This is a genomic window from Brevibacterium antiquum CNRZ 918 (assembly GCF_900169145.1).
Lineage (GTDB): Bacteria > Actinomycetota > Actinomycetes > Actinomycetales > Brevibacteriaceae > Brevibacterium > Brevibacterium koreense.
On sequence record NZ_FXZD01000005.1, the window covers coordinates 265669 to 282237 of the forward strand.

Genomic DNA, 16569 nt, shown 5'->3' on the forward strand with positions numbered 1-16569 from the left:
TCGAGTCATCGACGACGTGCGGCACTGCCCTCGCCGAGGTGGTCCCGCCTGAGTGGGAAAGCGTAGTTGAGGAGGGCCTGGGTTCTGCAGAACCCAGGCCCTCCTCACGTCCTCGCCTTCAGTTCATCGCAGCACGCACGGGTGCTGGCACATCCGCTGCCTGTTCGAACCAGGACCCGGCCGCCATCACGAGCTCGTCGGCGAAGCGACGACCCGAGATCTGAGCGCCGATGGTCCGACCGTCATTCGTGTAGCCGGCCAAGACTGTGCCTGCTGGCTGCTCTGACATGTTGTAGGGCATGGTGAAGCCGATGTGTCCCATCGGTTCGTGGACCCTGGGGTAGGGCATGGGCTGTTCGGCTGGGAATGCTGCGTCGGGTGAGACGGGCGAGATGACCAGGTCATAGGCCGCAGTGGCTGCCACACTGCGACGTCTGATCTCCTGCACGCTGTGGTAGCACTCCATGAGCCGCAGTCCCGTGACGTCAGCCCCGCCCTGGGCCCATTGCTGGATGTAGGGCAGGATGAGCGCCTGTTCTTCCACCGGCAGGGCGCGTAGGTCACTCCATGAGCGGACTCGCCAGAACAGGTCCATGTCTCTCAGCAGCCCATCATCGATGAAGGGGTCGACGGTGTCGACGACGGCTCCGGCTCGTGCGAAACATTCGGCAGCCTCGGCGATTGTGGACGCGATTTCCGGGTTGACGGGTTCTCCACATCCGGCATCGAGCTGGAGCCCGATCTTCAGCCCCTTCGGGTCGAAGCCGGGACGGCTGGGAGTCTCAAAAGCTGGCTGGGGCAGGCGGGAGTAGTCACGGTCGTCGGGGGCAGAGATAATGTCCATCGCGGCCTTGACGTCGGGCATCGTCCTGGCCAGTGGCCCGGCGCATCGTCCCATGTACGGGGCGTCGAGTGGGACCCTGCCGAAGCTGGGTTTGAGGCCGGCCAGTCCCAACCAGGTGCAGGGCAGACGGATCGATCCGCCGATGTCAGAGCCGATGTGGATGGGGCCGTAGCCGGCAGCGGCGGCAGCACCTGCACCTGCACTCGATCCACCGGTGGTGAGGCTCGGGTCCAGGGGCGAACGGGTGATGCCGTGCAGCGAGGAGACACCGGAGGAGAGCATGCCCCAGTCGGGCATCGTCGTCGATCCGAGGATGAGCGCACCGGCTTCTTCGAGGCGCTGCGTGATCGGAGCGTCGTGAGTCGACACCGGGACCTTGGCCCAGGCATGACCGCCGGGCATCGACACTCCCTTTCGTGCGACGTTCTCTTTGATCGTGACCGGCACCCCGTCCAAGGCCCCCAGGGACCGGCCCTCGCGCCAACGCTGAGCACTGGCTTCTGCCGCAGCGCGCGAGCGTTCGTCGTCCCGATGGTGGAGTGCGTTGATAACGGGTTCGCACTCGTTCATTCTCTCCACGACTGCGGCGAGGACCTCGAGAGGAGTGAAGTCTCCCGAGGTGTAGCCGCTGGTCATGGCGTCCGCTGTGTGGTCGGCAAGCGTGTTCTGACTCAAGTGCCGTCCTTTCTTCTATTGCCTCTGCTGAGGAAGTGGCGCAGAGTCGGATTCAGGTGACTGAGGCGAGCGCTCCGGCCAGACTCGGGGTGGCCGCGATGAGCTTGCGGGTGTAGTCCTCGCGCGGGTTGGCGTAGATGTCTTCGGTCGCCCCGGATTCGACGATGTGCCCGTCCTTCATGACGATGACGTCGGAGCACAGGTGTTTGACCACACCCAAATCGTGGGAGACGAAGAGCAGGGTCAGTGCGTAGTCATCAACGAGGTCGGTGAGCAGGTTGAGGACCTGGGAGCGCACGGAGACGTCGAGAGCAGAGACGGGCTCATCGGCGACAAGGATCTGCGGCCGAGTCACCAGCGCCCGGGCGATCGAGATCCTCTGCCGCTGTCCACCGGAGAATTGGTGCGGGTAGCGTCGCATGGCCTTCGTATCGAGATCGACGGCCAGCAACATCTCTTCCACCCTGGCCAGGCGTTCTTCCCGTGCCATACCGCGGGCGGTGAGGGGTTCGGAGACGATGTCTTCGACCCGCATACGTGGATCAAGGGAGGCAAAGGGGTCTTGGAAGACGATCTGCAGATCCTCGCGCAGCGACCTCAGCGCCGGTGCGCTCGCTGACTCCACCCGGATATCGCCGACCCTCACCCGGCCGGAGGTCGGTCGGTCCAATCCGGAGAGGATGGTCAATAGGGTCGATTTCCCCGACCCCGACTCCCCCACGATTCCCAGGCGCTGTCCGGAAGTGACGCTGAAGCTGATGTCATCGAGTGCGCGAACCGGGGACCGTCGTCGCAGCAGCCCTCGGGAGCGGAAGTGCTTCGAGACTCCGCTGACGTCGATGAGCGGCGCGGATTCGTCTGCTGCGCCAGTCTCCCTCGCCGAGGCGGACGCGGGGTCTCGCACATCGGCTGGCCCACCGGCAGCAGTCGAATCTGCTTTGACCGGCTCTGCCTCGTTGACCGGCTCTGCCTCGTTGGTGTGCCCAGGCATCTCGCCCGACCCGGCGCCATCGACCGGTCCGGCGTATGACAGCGCGGTTTTGAGAGTGAAGAGTTTCCCATGCGTGTCGGTGGCTTCGAGGTCGGAGGAGGCCAGCAGCCCACGGGTGTATTCGTGCTGGGGATCGGTGAAGATCTGGTGGACGGTGCCGGTCTCGACGATACGACCGGCGTACATCACGATCACCCGGTCACAGACTCCGGCGACGACGGCCAGGTCGTGGGTGATGAACAGCAGTCCTGCCTGCACTGCTGCGACGCGTTCGGCGATGAGGTCGAGCATGTGCTTCTGCACCGTCACGTCGAGTGCGGTGGTCGGTTCGTCACAGATGAGCAGCCGTGGCGAGTTCGCCAGGGCGATTGCCAGCATCACGCGCTGTCGTTGGCCGCCCGACATCTGGTGCGGGTAAGCATAGCGGGCACTGTCCGGATCGGGCATGTGCACGCTTGCCAGCAGGTCGAGGACTCGCCCGGGAATGTCACCGCGCGCCACCTCACCGTGGATGCGCAGCACCTCGGCAATCTGGTCGCCGATGCGCATCAGCGGGTTGAGTGCGCTCATCGGCTCCTGGAACACCATAGAGACGAGGTCCGAACGCATCTTGGCGAGGGTCTTCTCCTTCGCCTCAAGAACATTTCCAGCAAAGCCCTGCAGAGACACAGTGCCCTGGGCCCGCAGCTCTTCGGGCAGCAGTCCCATCACGGACTGCGCGGTCAGCGACTTCCCCGATCCTGATTCGCCGATGAGTCCGACCCTCTCACCGGGTGCCAGACTCAGCGACACATCGTGGAGAACAGGCGCCTCGGCGCCTGCAGGGGTGATGGTGAGGTCACGGACCTCGAGCAGGTTCTCAGCCATTGCCGCGGGCCTCCATCTTCGGGTCGAATCGGTCTCGGAGTCCGTCGCCCAGGAGGTTGAACCCGAGCACGGCGAGGGCGATGAACAGCCCTGGCCACAGCGCAAGTTCGGGCTGGGTGGACAGGAACTGCTGGGACTCCTGCAGCATCCGGCCCCAGGAGGGCACGGGAGCCTGTGTGCCCAGTCCCAGGAAGGACAGGCCCGCCTCGGCGAGGACGGAGATCGCGAACGCCACGGAGGCCTGCACGATGACCATGCCGGCGATGTTGGGCAGGACGTGGACGATGGCGATCGCCGGGGCACTCCGGTTCGAAGCCTTGGCCGCGCGCACATATTCGGAGCCGAGCACCTGCATCGTGCCGGAACGGGCGACCCGAGCGAAGCCGGGGATCGCAGCGATTCCCACGGCCACCATGGCCGGCCCGGTGCCGGGTTGGTAGACGGCGGCGAAGACGATCGCCAGCAGCAGCGCAGGAAAGGCGAGCAGGATGTCGTTGGCGCGCATGATCACCGCGCTCAGCCACACACCCCACGGGTACTGCGCGAAGACCGCGGCGATGATGCCGATGGGAGTGCCGATGAGCACGGCGATGCCGACGGCCACGATGCCGACCATGAGGGTGATCCGGGCCCCGTACATGATCCAGGTCAGAGTGTCGCGGCCGAATTTGTCCGTTCCGAACAGGTGCTCGGGACTCGCTGCCTGCAGCCGTGCGACCGGGTCGACGACGCTGGGATCGTAGGGGGTCCACACGAAGGACACGAGTGCAAGCGCGACGATGACGAAGATGAGGACGGCACCTATGACCATCGAGGCATTGAGCCTCAGTTTCGTACGTCTGCGACGATCCATTGAGGTCTCCCCCGCCGAGGTGGTGCTCGGGTTCTCGCTCATGACGCGTTCCTGATCCGGGGGTCGACGATCGGGTACAGCACGTCGACGATGAGGTTGATGATGAGCACGAGGAAGACGAGGACCATGACGATTCCCTGGACCGTGACGAGGTCGCGGTTGGCTACGGCGCGAACGAGTTCGGAGCCGATGCCGGGAATCACGAAGATCTGTTCGATGATGACGGCTCCGACGAGGAGTGTTGCCAGCTGAACCCCGGCCACGGTGATGACGGGGATGGCAGCGTTGCGCAGACCATGGACGAACAGCGCCTTGGTTCGGGTCAGACCTTTGGCTCGGGCGGTGCGAATGTAGTCCTCGCGCATGACGTCGAGGACCGCCGATCTCACGTACCGGGTGAGGATCGCGGCCTGGACGAGTGCCAGGGACACGACAGGCAGCACCAGTCGGATGAGGAACCCGCCCAGTCCTTCGACCGGGGCCATCCACCCTTGGGAGGGGAACCAGCCAAGTGTCAGGGAGAAGACGATGACGAGGATGATGGCCGCGAGGAAGTTCGGCACGGCGATGCCGATCTGGCTCAGCGCGGAGATCGTGACTCCGATCCAGTTGCGCTGTTCAAGGGCCGCGAAGGTGCCCAAAGGAACGGCGATGACGATCGCCAGAAAGATCGCGGCGATGACGAGGATGCCGGTGACCTGGACGCTGCCGACGATGACCGGGGTGATCGCTGCCCCGGTCACATACGAGGTTCCGAAGTCGCCGGTGAGCATGCCCATGACCCAATTGAAGTAGCGGATGAGCGGCGGCTGGTCGAGTCCGTACTGGGCTTCAAGCGCCGCCACCGCATCAGGCGTGGCGTTCGTTCCCAACGCGACCTGCGCGGCGTTGCCGGGCAGGATGCTCATGAGCGCGAAGACCACAACCGAGGCGACGATCAGCGCCAGAACGAACTGTATCGCACGGTTGGCCACATAGATGATCATGGGTGGAGGTACTTCAGTTCCAGCTCAGATCCGCGATCCTGAATGCGTCGGAGACCCTGTTGGCGGGAATTCCAGCGACGTCGGATTTCGCGATGACGAGGTTCGGAAACAGGAACAGGAAGTCAGAGGCTGCGTCTTCGGTGATCGTCTTCGCGATCTCCTTCATCCCTGAGACGTATTCCTCTTCCGTGCCGGTGTCGGCCTTCTCCGCGATCTTCTTGATCTTGGAGTCGTCATAGCCGATGTAGTAGTCGTTGGAGAAGACGGTGAGGATGTCACGGGGCTCGGCATGATTGATCACTGACATGTCGAACTTGTGTTCGGTGAAAGTCTTGTCCAGCCAGACTGCCGGGAATTCCTGGGTCTCGATGTCGGCTTTGAGCCCGACCTCCTTGAGCTGAGCGGACACGATTTCCGAGATCGCCTTCGCATACGGCAGGTTCGGCACGGTGAAGGCGAACGTCTCCCCCTCGATACCGGCTTCTCTGACGAGATCTTTGGCCTTCTGCGGATCGTAGTCCCAGACTCCCGTCAGATCCTCGTAGTACGGGTCCGTCGGCGGGACCATTGAGCCGATGAGCTCGCCGTAGCCGGCCCATGCGGTGTCAAGGACTGCCTTGCGGTCGATAGCATGCATGACCGCCTCGCGCGCCTTTTTGTCTTTGAAGATGCCCTTCGCGTTGTTCATCGAGAGCACGACCTCACCGTTCGTGGTGCCCGAGATGATCTGGTAGTCGCTGCTCTGGAATTCTCCGGCCAGTTCGGGGGCCTGGAGGTTGGAGACGACGTCGATCTCTCCGGACTTCAGTGCGTTCGAGGCCGAGACCGCGTCTTGAAAGTATTTGAATTGGACGTTCGTGACCGCTGGAGTCTCGCCCCAGTAGTCATCCCGCGCTGTGAAGTCGATCGACTGTCCGCGGGTGAATTTCTCGATGGCGAAGGGCCCGGTGCCGATGGCTTCGTTAGCCAGGTCGTCGGTGCCCTCGGTGTCGAAGACAGCTCCGACGAGGCTGGTGAGATTGAACAGCCACGTGTTGGACGGTTTCTTGAGAGCGATCTCCACGGTGAGGTCGTCAGGAGTTTCGATCGAATCGACGATGTCCATCTTGGACTTCAGTGCGTTCTTCCAATCGTTCTGCACTCGTTCATAGGAGAACTTCACATCCTCGCTCGTGAGGTCGGCGCCATTGGAGAACTTCACACCCTTCTGCAGATGGAAGGTGTAGGTCTTGCGGTCCTCGGACACGTCCCAGTCCTGGGCCAGGCCCGGCTGGATCTCGCCCTCACCGTCGACGCGGACGAGCGATTCATAGACGTTCTCCATCAGTGCCTCGGGAATGGCGATCCCCGAGGTGGAGGTGAAGTCGAGGTTGACCGGTTCAGCGGTGAACGCGATCGTCATCGAATCCTTCTTCGCCTGCTCGTCGGAGTCCGAGGCCCCTGCCGAACAGCCGGCCAGGAACAGGCTCGAGGCAACCATTGCTGCCATCCACGTTCTGATGCCCGAAGTCTTCATCGCTCTCCCAAATTCACGAACCCACGCTGGCTCATTCGTCGTCTCCAGCTGGTCCTGCGCAGTCGCACACCAGCCTCGCCAGCTTAGCGGAAGTTCTCACTATTCGAAGCATCATTGTTCATATCGTGGCGCAGCTGGAGAAACGGCGATACAGCGCCGGCGGGTTTCAGAGTCCTGCCTGTGCCGCGAGGACTGCGGCGAGCTTGTCGAAGGCGACTCTTCGATGTGACCGGGAATTCTTCTCCTCCGGTGTCATCTGCGCCGCGCTGATGTTGCCGCCGTCGGGGACGAAGATCGGGTCATAGCCGAACCCGTGCGCTCCCGATGGGCCCGTGGCCAGGCGCCCTGGCATGATTCCCTCGGCTGAGAATTCGCGGCCGTCCGGGGTCACTGCTGCGGCAGCGCAGCGAAACTGTGCCCCGCGATGTTCGCTCGAAATGTCAGACAACTGGGCGAGGAGAAGCTCGAGGTTGGCCCGATCGTCTCCGTGTCGGCCTGCCCATCTGGCGGAGAAGATTCCCGGCGCCCCGCCCAGGACGTCCACAGCGATCCCCGAATCATCGGCGATGGAGGTCCGGCCGGTGGCCTGCGCTGCGGCTCGGGCTTTGATCAGGGCGTTCTCTGTGAACGTGACTCCGGTTTCCGGGATGTCGCCCAGGCCTGCCTCGGCGGCGGTCATGACGTGGGTGTCCTCCCCCAACGTGGGGAGGAGGATCGCGAGGAGTTCGCGCCTCTTCCCTTCGTTGTGGGTGGCCAGCACGAACGTGGTCATTTGCCCAGCACCTCGGTCTGGATGCTGGTGAGGTCGGTGCAGCCCTTAGCAGCGAGGTCGAGCAGACGGCCCAGTTCCTCACGGTCGAAGGGTGCGCCTTCGGCAGTGCCCTGGACCTCGACGAACTGTCCGCTGCCGGTCATCACGACGTTCATATCGGTATCGGCACGCGAGTCCTCGACGTAGGGCAGGTCGAGGACGGGTTCTCCGTCGATGATGCCGACGCTGATCGCAGCGATCGAGTCCTTGATCGGGTTGTTCGCAGCGGGGATGATGCCCGTTGAACGACCCTTGTCGATCGCATCGGCCAGTGCCACGTAGGCGCCGGTGATCGAGGCGGTACGAGTGCCGCCGTCTGCTTGGAGGACGTCGCAGTCGAGAACGAGGGTGTTCTCGCCGAGCTTCTCGAGGTCGATGACAGCCCGCAGGCTGCGGCCGATGAGGCGCGAGATCTCATGTGTGCGACCACCCAGCTTGCCTTTGACGGACTCGCGGGTGTTGCGGGAGTCCGTGGCGCGCGGCAGCATCGCGTATTCGGCGGTGACCCAGCCACGGCCCTGGCCCTTGAGCCAGCGCGGCACGCCCGCGGTCAATGAGGCCGCAACCAGGACGCGGGTGTTGCCGAATTCCACCAGAGCGGATCCTTCGGCAGTGTTGATCCAATTGCGGGTGATGGTCACTTCGCGGAGTTCATCGGCGAGTCGTCCGTCTGCGCGCACTGTGTGCCTCTTTCAGTTGTCGGTGCTGTTCTGTTCTGGTCGGTGCCTCACACGGTCCAGCTGTTGCCCGGTTTGGCCAGCTCGATGGGTCCCCGGTATTCGCGGGCGGCTTCACCGCGGACGATGGAACAGTCCGTCCAGGAAGGAATATGGGTGAGGACGAGGGACTTGGCGTCGGCCGCCTGAGCCACGCGTCCGGCACGTTTGCCGGTGAGGTGAATGCCGCGAGTGCTGTCGCGGTCTTCCTGGAAGGCAGCTTCGCAGAGGAACAGGTCTGCTCCGCGGGCGGCCTCGACGAGGTTGTCGCATTCGTCGCTGTCACCGGAATAGGTGATCACTGCGCCGTTGGCGTCTGTGATCCGCAGGGCATAGGCCTCAACCGGGTGGTCAACGAGGAAGGATTCGATCTGCAGAGTTCCCACCTGATGGCTGGTCCCGTGGTCGAGGTCGGCGAAGTCGAAGGCATGGCTGAGGTCGGTGTCATGTGCGCTGGCGGCGACTGGGGACTTTCCGGGGTCCGTGTAGTAGGCCCGGGTGAGTCGTTCTTGTGCGCCGGCCGGGGCGAGGACGCTTGTCCTGGTGCGGATCGATCCGGTGTCGGAGATGTTGCCGTTGAAGAACTTCGGATCGTAGCAGTGCTTGACGTACAGGCCGGTCATGTCCATGCAGTGGTCGGGGTGCAGGTGGCTGAGTACGACCGAGGTCAGCCCATCCGTGTTGACGGCACGCTGCAACGGGCTCAGCGCCCCGGACCCGAGGTCGAGCACGATGCGCGTCGGTGATTCCTCGTCGGTTTCGATGAGATAGCAGCTGGCTGCGGAGTTGGGGCCGGGGAAGGAACCGGCGGTGCCGATGGCAGTGAGCTTCATGTGTCGTCGTCCCCCGGCAGATCGCTGAGCAAGGTGGTGGTGAGTCGATCCTGAATCCAGGTCAGGAAGTCGTACAGGGTCAGAGTGAGCTCTTCGGACTCCTCGAGGTCGTCTCGGTGAGCATATTTCTCCTCTTGGGCTTCCTCCGTGTCGATGCCCATACGAACGGCAAGTACCAGGCGTAGGTCGTTGAGGCCTTTCATCCATGCCAGAACCTCATCGTGGCTCAAAGCAATCGAGGAGCCTTTGGCCAGACCGTTGAGGACGATGCGCACGTTGTGGGCCTTCGCCTGCTGGAGGTCGAACTCGGTGAGACGCCGGAACTCCTGTGAACGTTCCTCGTCGAGCGGGTCGACGTCGGGGAAGAGTCGCAGCAGCGCCGGGTCCTGGGGCCGTGGCCGTTCGACCAGTCCGAGGCGTGCTTCCCAGTTCTCCGAGTCGGGACGACCGTCTTCGTTGTCGTCTTCTGCCAGGAGTGCTGCCAGATCGGTGAAGACGGTGAGCATGAGGGATCGTTCGTTGTCCTCGAGTTTGAGGACGACATCGTCCCCATGAGCGTCAATTGCTGCCATATGTCAGTCGGATCCTGTTTCAGGTTGGCACGCGGCCCACAAACCGTATTCGTGCATGGCTTGGGTGTCCCTCTCCATAGCTTCGCGTCCGCCTGTGGCAACGACACAGCGACCGTTCTCATGGACTTCAAGCATCAGCGACTGAGCCTTCTCGGCCGAATATCCGAAGTAGGCTTGGAATACGTAGCTGACGTAGCTCATGAGGTTGACGGGGTCGTTGAAGACGACGGTCTTCCATGGCTTTGCCTGTTCTGTCGCCGGTCGAATGTCGACCTCCGGCTCCAGAACTGGAGTCGTTGGATTGCTCACGTTTCCACCTTACGGCAGAACACTGACGCTGTCGTGACGTAGTATCGCGCCTATGAGTGATCTCACACGGACCGCTTCGACGGCTTTTTACACCGATCAGTACGAATTGACGATGGTCCAGGCAGCACTGGAATCAGGCGCCGCTCACCGTAGGAGCCTGTTCGAAGTCTTCGGTCGCAGCCTGCCTGCCGGTCGGCGCTACGGAGTCGTTGCCGGCACTGGCCGCATCCTCGAGATGCTCCGGGATTTCCGCTTCGGCGACGAGGAGCTCTCGTTTCTCAGCCGCGAGCAGATCGTCGATTCGAAAACCATCGACTGGTTGGCCGACTACTCCTTCTCCGGCAGCATCCGTGGGTATGCGGAGGGCGAGATCTACTTCCCAGGCTCCCCGCTGATGACGATCGAAGCCACCTTCGCAGAAGGGGTCATCCTCGAGACGCTCATCCTCTCAGCGATGAACTATGACAGTGCGGTCGCCTCGGCGGCCTCGCGCATGGCTCAGGCTGCAGGAGATCGACCCTGCGCGGAGATGGGCGGTCGCCGCACCAACGAACATGCCGCGGTCGCCGCTGCCCGCGCGGCCGTCATCGGCGGTTTCGCGTCGACGTCGAATCTCGCCGCCGGGCTCCGGTACGGTCTGCGCACGATCGGCACGTCTGCCCACTCCTTCACGCTGCTCCACGATTCGGAGCAGGAAGCCTTCGCCGCTCAGCTCAAATCCTTAGGCACAGACACGACTCTGCTCCTGGACACCTATGACGTCGAGGAGGCGCTGGCGACGGCGGTCCGCCTGGCAGGTGAGAATCTGGGTGGGGTGCGCATCGACTCGGGCGACCTTGTCGAACAGGCCAGTGAAGTCCGTGCGGGCCTCGACCGTCTCGGCGCTCATGATACGACGATCACGGTCACCAGTGATCTCGACGAATATGCCATCGCTGCTCTCGCTGCCTCCCCCGTAGATTCCTACGGTGTCGGAACACGAGTGGTCACAGGCTCGGGCGCTCCGGCCGCCGGGCTCGTCTACAAGCTCGTGGCCCGCGCCGACGAGTCGGGGGCATGGACCTCGGTGGCGAAGAACTCCACCGGCAAACCCTCACGTGGAGGGCACAAGGACGCTTTGCGCCTCATCGATGGTGCGATCGCGGTCGAAGAAGCCGTCGGCATCCCGACGCTGCCAGACGACCTCGGCGATGGCAGGTCATTGACCGTTGATCTTGTCGTCGACGGTGAGATCAATGAGACCTATATCGGCGCTGCCGGGGTCACGAAGGCCTGCGCTCGGCATGACGAGTCCTTGGCCGAGCTGCCGCGTTCGGCCAGGCGCATGCAGGACGGCGAACCGGCGATCCCCACAGTGTTCTATCCCAAATGATCGGGACCGAGTCAGCTGAGCTGAGGTCGGCCCGTCTGCCTGCATAGACGCAGTGGACGTCATTTCTTGCCGACGAACCAGCCTTGGAGCTTTGCGATCCGCGCCTGTATCTGCTCCCGGGTCGCCTGCGCCACGGCCGGTCCCCCACAGGCCTTGCGCAGTTCGACGTGGACGGCCTTGTGGGGTGAACCGGTTCGCCGAGACCAGGCACCGACGAGGCTCTGAAGCTGGTTGCGCTCTTCCTTCATCGCCCGGTGATCGAGCTCGCTGGGCTCGGTTTCTGGCGCCGGCGGTGCCGCAGCAGTCTTGCGTTTCGCCTGACGCGCCTGTTGGCTTCGCAGCAGTTCGTGGACTTGGTCTGGTTCGAGCAGCCCGGGAATGCCGATGAAGTCAAGTTCGTCCTCGGAGCCGACTGCTCCGCCTGTGCCGAACTCGCCACCGTCGAAGAGCACCCTGTCGAAGAGCGCCTCGGCGCCCAATGCCTCGAAGGAACCCAGCTGGTCAGAGGCGCCCTCTTCACGGTTCGCCTGCTCCATGGCCTGGTCGTCGAAGACGACGACATCGTTCTCATCCTCATTCTTCGGCCGGTCGAGGGCGTGGTCGCGTTCGACCTCCATCGTGTTGGCCAGCGCCAGGAGAATCGGGACGGAGGGCAGGAACACAGAGGCGGTTTCACCGCGTTTGCGCGCACGCACGAAACGTCCGATGGCCTGTGCGAAGAACAGTGGAGTCGCCGAGGAGGTCGCGTAGACCCCGACACACAGGCGCGGCACGTCGACACCTTCGGAAACCATGCGAACCGCGACCATCCACCGGTCGGTGGAATTCTGGAACTTCTCGATCCGTGCCGAAGCTCCTACTTCGTCGGAGAGGACGACCGTAGGTGCCTCACCGGTGAGTTCGCGCAGCACCTTGGCATAGGCACGGGCGTTGTCCTGGTCTGTGGCGATGACGAGGCCCCCGGCGTCGTGCACGGTCCGCCTCACCTCTGTCAGACGCCGGTCGGCGGCCTTGAGCACGGCTGGTATCCAGTCGCCGGCTGGGTCGAGAGCAGTCCGCCACGCCTGAGAGTTGATGTCCTTCGTCGTCTCTTCGCCGAGTACGTGGGACATCTCATCACCGGCTCTGGTCCGCCAGGACATGGCACCGGCATAGGCGAGGAACAGGACAGGGCGGACCACGGAGTCTTTGAGCGCCCGACCGTAGCCGTAGGAATAGTCTGCCACCGAGGTGCGGATGCCGTTTTCGTCTGGGGCATAGGTGACGAATGGGATCGGTGAGGTATCCGAGCGGAAGGGGGTACCGGTCAGGGAGAGTCTGCGCACTGCCGGGCCGAACGCCTCCCGAACTGCATCACCCCAGGACAATGCGTCACCTCCGTGGTGGACCTCATCGAGGATGACGAGAGTGCGGCCCGCCGCGGTGCGGTTGTGGTGCAGCACGGGCTTGGCGGCCACCTGCGCGTAGGTGATGGCCACACCATGATAGCCGGGAGCGTGTTTGCCTTGGGCGTTCTTGAAGTGCGGGTCGAGTTTGATGCCGACGCGTGAGGCGGAATCGGCCCACTGCACCTTGAGGTGTTCTGTGGGGGCCACGACGGTGACTCTATTGACGACGCGCTGCGCCAGCAGCTCGGCAGCGACCCGCAGGGCGAATGTCGTCTTGCCGGCGCCCGGTGTCGCTACTGCGAGAAAGTCCTTCGGCTGATCCCGAAAATACTGTTCCAGGGCCTCAGCCTGCCAGGCGCGCAACTTTCCGGCCGTTCCCCAAGCAGCACGCTCGGGAAAGGCCGGTGGCAGTTGTTCGGCGGCGGAGGTCCCGGGGAGACGTTCCGCGGCCATTTACTCCTTGGGTCCTTCAGACATTGTTGAGTAGATTTCTTTGCATCGCGGGCATACGGGGAACCGCTCGGGGTCGCGGGTAGGCACCCACACCTTTCCGCACAGGGCGATCAGCGGTGTGCCCGTGACCATGGATTCCATGATCTTGTCTTTAGGTGCGTAGTGGCTGAAACGTTCGTGGTCTCCGGGTTCAACACGCTGCTCGGACTGCTCACGCTCGATTGTTGCTGAACCACCTGATGCTGGATAGGTCATGGCTCCATTGTAGTTCCCTAGAATGAGTGCCATGGACAGAACTCACGAGGACTCCCTCACAGAACGCTATCGCGAACTCAGCGACGATATTGCTGCTGCAGTGGCTGTGGTCTCGGCCAAGCGGGGCAATGCCTTGCACGCGATCACCGTCGACTCCTTCCTCGACGTGTCCTATGATCCGCCGACGATGGCGGTCAGCGTCTACGGCGGATCACGGATGATGGAGACCTTGGAGATGAGTGAGCACTACGCCATCTCCCTGCTCAACTCATCCCAGCGCGACATCTCCGAGCGGCTGGGTGCGTCCGGCCAGCCCCTCTACGGTTCGCTGAAAGGCATCGATACGTTTCCCGCTCCTCATTCGGGGCAGCCTGTGCTCACGGATGCGATCGCCTGGTTCGAACTGAGGACCACGCAGATGCTCGAAGTGGCAACGCATAGCCTCGTCGTCGGCGAGGTCGTTTCAATGGGGGCTGGCGCGCACAGCAGCAAGAACAAACCACTGCTGAGGTGGCGCAAGGCCTACGGAACGATGGGGCCTCGCTGATCCGGGCCTTCGGGTGAAGGCCAGCGGCCCTCCGAACTCTCATCGGCTTCGTGTGAAGCTGACTGAGAATCGGAGGGCCGCTGTGCGCAGGTCAGTCCCGGCTGCTGTCTGTGCCTTGTCTGTCTGCGCTTTGCTTGTCTGCGGCTTGTCGCCGAGGTCAGACGACGCCCTGTGCAAGCATCGCTTCGGAGACGCGGATGAAGCCTGCAATGTTGGCGCCGGCAACGTAATCGCCTGGTGAGCCGAACTCTGCGGCTGCAGCGGCGCAACTGTCGTGGACGTCGCCCATGATCTCTGCCAGGCGGGCTTCGGTGAAGTCGAAGTCCCAGGTATCACGACTGGCGTTCTGCTGCATTTCCAGTGCGCTGGTGGCCACACCGCCGGCATTGGCCGCCTTGCCCGGGGCGAAGAGAACGCCGGCATCGGAGAAGGTCTTCACAGCCTCGGGCGTACACGGCATGTTCGCTCCCTCGGCAAGGGCGATGACCCCGTTGCGGACGAGAGTTCGGGCCGAGTCGGCATCGAGCTCGTTCTGAGTGGCGCAGGGCAGTGCGACGTCGACCTCGATTTCCCAGACATTGCCGCCCTCGTGGTAGGTGGCCCGTCCTCCACGTTCGTCGACGTAATCGGAGATGCGACCGCGTTCTTCGAACTTGATCCGCTTGACGATGTCCGTGTCGATGCCATCCGGGTCATGGATGAACCCGCTCGAGTCCGACATGGTGATGACGGTGCCGCCGAAGGCTGTGGCCTTCTCGGCGGCGAACACAGCCACGTTTCCCGATCCGGAGATCGAGACGGTGCGTCCGTCGATGTTCTTCTTCGCAGCGGCGAGCATGTCCTTGAGGAAGTACACAACACCGAACCCGGTGGCTTCCGTGCGGACCATGGATCCGCCGTAGGAGAGGCCCTTACCGGTCAGGACTCCGGCTTCGTACTCGTTCTTCATGCGTTTGTACTGACCGAACAGATAGCCGATCTCGCGCCCGCCTACACCGATGTCGCCGGCTGGAACATCCCGGTATTCCCCGATATGCCGGGAGAGCTCAGTCATAAATGACTGGCAGAAGCGCATGACTTCAAGGTCGCTGCGGCCCTTGGGGTCGAAATCAGAGCCACCTTTGCCACCCCCGATGGGCAGTCCGGTGATCGCGTTTTTGAAGATCTGCTCGAAACCGAGGAACTTGACGATTCCCAGATTCACCGAGGGGTGGAAGCGCAGCCCACCCTTGTAAGGGCCGAGAGCAGAGTTGAACTGGACCCGGAATGCTCGATTGATCTGGACAACGCCCTGGTCGTCGATCCACGGCACCCGGAAGATGATCTGCCGTTCGGGTTCGCAGAGACGCTCGAAAGTGGAGAGTTCGAGGTATTCAGGGTGTTTGTCAACGACAGGGCCCAGGGAATGGAGAACTTCCTGTACCGCTTGATGAAACTCCGACTCTCCGGGATTGCGGTGGAGCACCGTGTCGAAGATTGGCTGCAGTGATGGATGTAAGCTCATGGGATCAATTTACCGTGACCTGCATAACATGAGCTGAGGCGCCCGAATAATGGACAGCACGGTGTTGGAAAGCACGATTGGTATAATGCGGGCTTCGGAGAAGAAAGATGTGCAAAGGCCCCCGACGCTAGACTCATCGTATGGATCTAGAAGAAGTCTGGCCCCCGTTTGCCTTGAGAATCCGATGCGGCGATATGGAGTTGTCGCCGGTGCGTGAATCCGACTATCCGGAATTGGCCGTCATCGCAGACGGCGGGGTGCGCAGCCACGGCAGACCAGCCTTTCTCGTCAATTGGGATTCGGGTGCTCGGGCGGACATCGCTCAGTCCATCGCACAGTATCAGTGGAGTACGCGGGCGAACTTCCGAGCCGAAGACTGGACCATCGAGCTCACCGCCAGGGTTGACGGGCGTGTTGTCGGCGTACAGGGCTTGAGTGCCAAGGACTTCGTCCGCACCCGGTCGGTATCAACAGGCTCCTGGCTGTCCCTGCACGAGCAGGGCAAAGGGTACGGCACCCAGATGAGGAGGGCTGCGGCGATAGCGTTTGCCGACTATTTCGATGCCGCAGTGTTCCACTCCGAATACCTTGAGGGCAATGACGCCAGCCGCAGGGTCTCAGAGAAGCTCGGCTACTCCCCCAACGGGGAGAAGTCCATCGTCGCGCAAGACGGGCTGGCTCACACCGAACACCGGATGATTGTGGCAGCTTCGGACATCGTCCGCGGTGCGGAACCGGTGGAGGTTGCCGGCACAGAGGTGGTTCGCCGGTTCCTGGGACTCGACGCTTCCTGAAGATGTAGCCAATAACCTGAGGTGTGGCCGATCACCGGCGAGGCAAGGGTCTCTCGACGGTGATTTGCCAAGCACCGGGTTTCATAGAGGCTGTTTTTCCTGGTTTTCTATGCAGCTACGCTCGCGGTCGCACCCTGGTTGGTCCACTCAGCTTGGACCTCGAACGGAGGTCGATATCCGATCGCCGAATGCAGTCGTTGCCGGTTGTACCACCCGATCCATTTCGATGTCGCTGCCATCACCTCGATCAACCCCGACCATTCGCGACGGTCGATCAGTTCCG

The 16569-nt window shown here is 62.8% G+C and carries 17 protein-coding genes; 3 read left to right on the top strand and 14 right to left on the bottom strand.

Annotation, left to right across the window (positions count from 1 at the left end; genetic code table 11):
* Window positions 1-118: 118 nt before the first annotated feature.
* The 10 genes from BANT918_RS09445 to clpS all read right to left on the bottom strand — a co-directional run bounded on the left by BANT918_RS09445 (window position 119) and on the right by clpS (window position 9973).
* A complete protein-coding gene (locus BANT918_RS09445) occupies window positions 119-1519 on the bottom strand; it encodes an amidase (protein WP_101619994.1) in 1401 nt (466 codons plus the stop codon).
* 52 nt (window positions 1520-1571) lie between these two features.
* The gene (locus BANT918_RS09450) at window positions 1572-3377 is read right to left on the bottom strand and encodes a dipeptide ABC transporter ATP-binding protein (RefSeq protein WP_101619995.1); all 1806 of its coding nucleotides are present in this window, start codon (window positions 3375-3377) and stop codon (window positions 1572-1574) included.
* Complete coding sequence (locus BANT918_RS09455; RefSeq protein ID WP_096177518.1) at window positions 3370-4272, bottom strand: ABC transporter permease; 903 nt, start codon at window positions 4270-4272, stop codon at window positions 3370-3372. Before BANT918_RS09455 ends, BANT918_RS09450 begins: the two co-directional genes overlap by 8 nt.
* Complete coding sequence (locus BANT918_RS09460; protein WP_101619996.1) at window positions 4269-5216, bottom strand: ABC transporter permease; 948 nt, start codon at window positions 5214-5216, stop codon at window positions 4269-4271. The genes BANT918_RS09455 and BANT918_RS09460 overlap by 4 nt, the downstream gene beginning before the upstream one ends.
* A gap of 13 nt (window positions 5217-5229) precedes the next feature.
* Window positions 5230-6732 carry an ABC transporter substrate-binding protein gene (locus BANT918_RS09465; protein ID WP_101619997.1) on the bottom strand — a complete coding sequence of 501 codons (1503 nt, stop codon included), beginning with the start codon at window positions 6730-6732 and terminating at the stop codon, window positions 5230-5232.
* A 166-nt stretch (window positions 6733-6898) separates the two neighbouring features.
* Window positions 6899-7504, bottom strand: a complete 606-nt coding sequence (rdgB, locus tag BANT918_RS09470) for an RdgB/HAM1 family non-canonical purine NTP pyrophosphatase (protein WP_101619998.1) — start codon at window positions 7502-7504, stop codon at window positions 6899-6901.
* Window positions 7501-8223 carry a ribonuclease PH gene (gene rph, locus BANT918_RS09475; RefSeq protein WP_101619999.1) on the bottom strand — a complete coding sequence of 241 codons (723 nt, stop codon included), beginning with the start codon at window positions 8221-8223 and terminating at the stop codon, window positions 7501-7503. Before rph ends, rdgB begins: the two co-directional genes overlap by 4 nt.
* Window positions 8224-8270: 47 nt before the next feature.
* Window positions 8271-9092 (bottom strand): MBL fold metallo-hydrolase, encoded by an 822-nt coding sequence (locus BANT918_RS09480; protein ID WP_101620000.1) that lies wholly within the window; start codon window positions 9090-9092, stop codon window positions 8271-8273.
* The gene (locus tag BANT918_RS09485) at window positions 9089-9664 is read right to left on the bottom strand and encodes a DUF2017 family protein (RefSeq protein ID WP_101620001.1); all 576 of its coding nucleotides are present in this window, start codon (window positions 9662-9664) and stop codon (window positions 9089-9091) included. Before BANT918_RS09485 ends, BANT918_RS09480 begins: the two co-directional genes overlap by 4 nt.
* Before the next feature lie 3 nt (window positions 9665-9667).
* The gene (gene clpS, locus BANT918_RS09490; RefSeq protein ID WP_101620002.1) at window positions 9668-9973 is read right to left on the bottom strand and encodes an ATP-dependent Clp protease adapter ClpS; all 306 of its coding nucleotides are present in this window, start codon (window positions 9971-9973) and stop codon (window positions 9668-9670) included.
* A gap of 52 nt (window positions 9974-10025) precedes the next feature.
* On the opposite strand from clpS, the gene BANT918_RS09495 reads away from it, so the two are divergent.
* Entirely contained in the window at window positions 10026-11345 is a 1320-nt protein-coding gene (locus tag BANT918_RS09495; protein ID WP_101620003.1) for a nicotinate phosphoribosyltransferase, read from the top strand.
* A 59-nt stretch (window positions 11346-11404) separates the two neighbouring features.
* Here BANT918_RS09495 and BANT918_RS09500 read toward each other — a convergent pair whose 3' ends face one another.
* Both BANT918_RS09500 and BANT918_RS09505 read right to left on the bottom strand, forming a co-directional pair.
* Window positions 11405-13186 (bottom strand): DEAD/DEAH box helicase, encoded by a 1782-nt coding sequence (locus BANT918_RS09500; protein WP_101620004.1) that lies wholly within the window; start codon window positions 13184-13186, stop codon window positions 11405-11407.
* The gene (locus tag BANT918_RS09505; RefSeq protein ID WP_092102889.1) at window positions 13187-13441 is read right to left on the bottom strand and encodes a DUF3039 domain-containing protein; all 255 of its coding nucleotides are present in this window, start codon (window positions 13439-13441) and stop codon (window positions 13187-13189) included.
* Between the two features lie 31 nt (window positions 13442-13472).
* On the opposite strand from BANT918_RS09505, the gene BANT918_RS09510 reads away from it, so the two are divergent.
* A complete protein-coding gene (locus tag BANT918_RS09510; protein WP_101620005.1) occupies window positions 13473-13988 on the top strand; it encodes a flavin reductase family protein in 516 nt (171 codons plus the stop codon).
* Window positions 13989-14145: 157 nt separating this feature from the next.
* Here BANT918_RS09510 and gdhA read toward each other — a convergent pair whose 3' ends face one another.
* A complete protein-coding gene (gdhA, locus tag BANT918_RS09515) occupies window positions 14146-15492 on the bottom strand; it encodes an NADP-specific glutamate dehydrogenase (RefSeq protein WP_101620006.1) in 1347 nt (448 codons plus the stop codon).
* A gap of 140 nt (window positions 15493-15632) precedes the next feature.
* Here gdhA and BANT918_RS09520 point away from each other — a divergent pair, with 140 nt between their 5' ends.
* On the top strand, window positions 15633-16286 hold the full coding sequence (locus tag BANT918_RS09520; protein WP_233430427.1) for a GNAT family N-acetyltransferase: 654 nt from the start codon (window positions 15633-15635) through the stop codon (window positions 16284-16286).
* Window positions 16287-16393: 107 nt separating this feature from the next.
* On the opposite strand, the gene BANT918_RS18090 is transcribed toward BANT918_RS09520, so the two are convergent.
* Window positions 16394-16564: an integrase core domain-containing protein gene (locus BANT918_RS18090; RefSeq protein ID WP_418904359.1), complete on the bottom strand. Its 171-nt coding sequence runs from the start codon at window positions 16562-16564 to the stop codon at window positions 16394-16396.
* Window positions 16565-16569 lie beyond the last annotated feature (5 nt).

What these genes read in the sequence shown, in the direction of transcription:
- BANT918_RS09450 (WP_101619995.1), bottom strand. Translation starts at nt 3,377, where the DNA reads ATGGCTGAGAACCTGCTCGAGGTCCGTGACCTCACCATCACCCCTGCA.
- BANT918_RS09455 (WP_096177518.1), bottom strand. Translation starts at nt 4,272, where the DNA reads ATGAGCGAGAACCCGAGCACCACCTCGGCGGGGGAGACCTCAATGGAT.
- BANT918_RS09460 (WP_101619996.1), bottom strand. Translation starts at nt 5,216, where the DNA reads ATGATCATCTATGTGGCCAACCGTGCGATACAGTTCGTTCTGGCGCTG.
- BANT918_RS09465 (WP_101619997.1), bottom strand. Translation starts at nt 6,732, where the DNA reads ATGAAGACTTCGGGCATCAGAACGTGGATGGCAGCAATGGTTGCCTCG.
- rdgB (WP_101619998.1), bottom strand. Translation starts at nt 7,504, where the DNA reads ATGACCACGTTCGTGCTGGCCACCCACAACGAAGGGAAGAGGCGCGAA.
- BANT918_RS09480 (WP_101620000.1), bottom strand. Translation starts at nt 9,092, where the DNA reads ATGAAGCTCACTGCCATCGGCACCGCCGGTTCCTTCCCCGGCCCCAAC.
- BANT918_RS09485 (WP_101620001.1), bottom strand. Translation starts at nt 9,664, where the DNA reads ATGGCAGCAATTGACGCTCATGGGGACGATGTCGTCCTCAAACTCGAG.
- BANT918_RS09495 (WP_101620003.1), top strand. Translation starts at nt 10,026, where the DNA reads ATGAGTGATCTCACACGGACCGCTTCGACGGCTTTTTACACCGATCAG.
- BANT918_RS09500 (WP_101620004.1), bottom strand. Translation starts at nt 13,186, where the DNA reads ATGGCCGCGGAACGTCTCCCCGGGACCTCCGCCGCCGAACAACTGCCA.
- BANT918_RS09505 (WP_092102889.1), bottom strand. Translation starts at nt 13,441, where the DNA reads ATGACCTATCCAGCATCAGGTGGTTCAGCAACAATCGAGCGTGAGCAG.
- BANT918_RS09510 (WP_101620005.1), top strand. Translation starts at nt 13,473, where the DNA reads ATGGACAGAACTCACGAGGACTCCCTCACAGAACGCTATCGCGAACTC.
- gdhA (WP_101620006.1), bottom strand. Translation starts at nt 15,492, where the DNA reads ATGAGCTTACATCCATCACTGCAGCCAATCTTCGACACGGTGCTCCAC.
- BANT918_RS09520 (WP_233430427.1), top strand. Translation starts at nt 15,633, where the DNA reads ATGGATCTAGAAGAAGTCTGGCCCCCGTTTGCCTTGAGAATCCGATGC.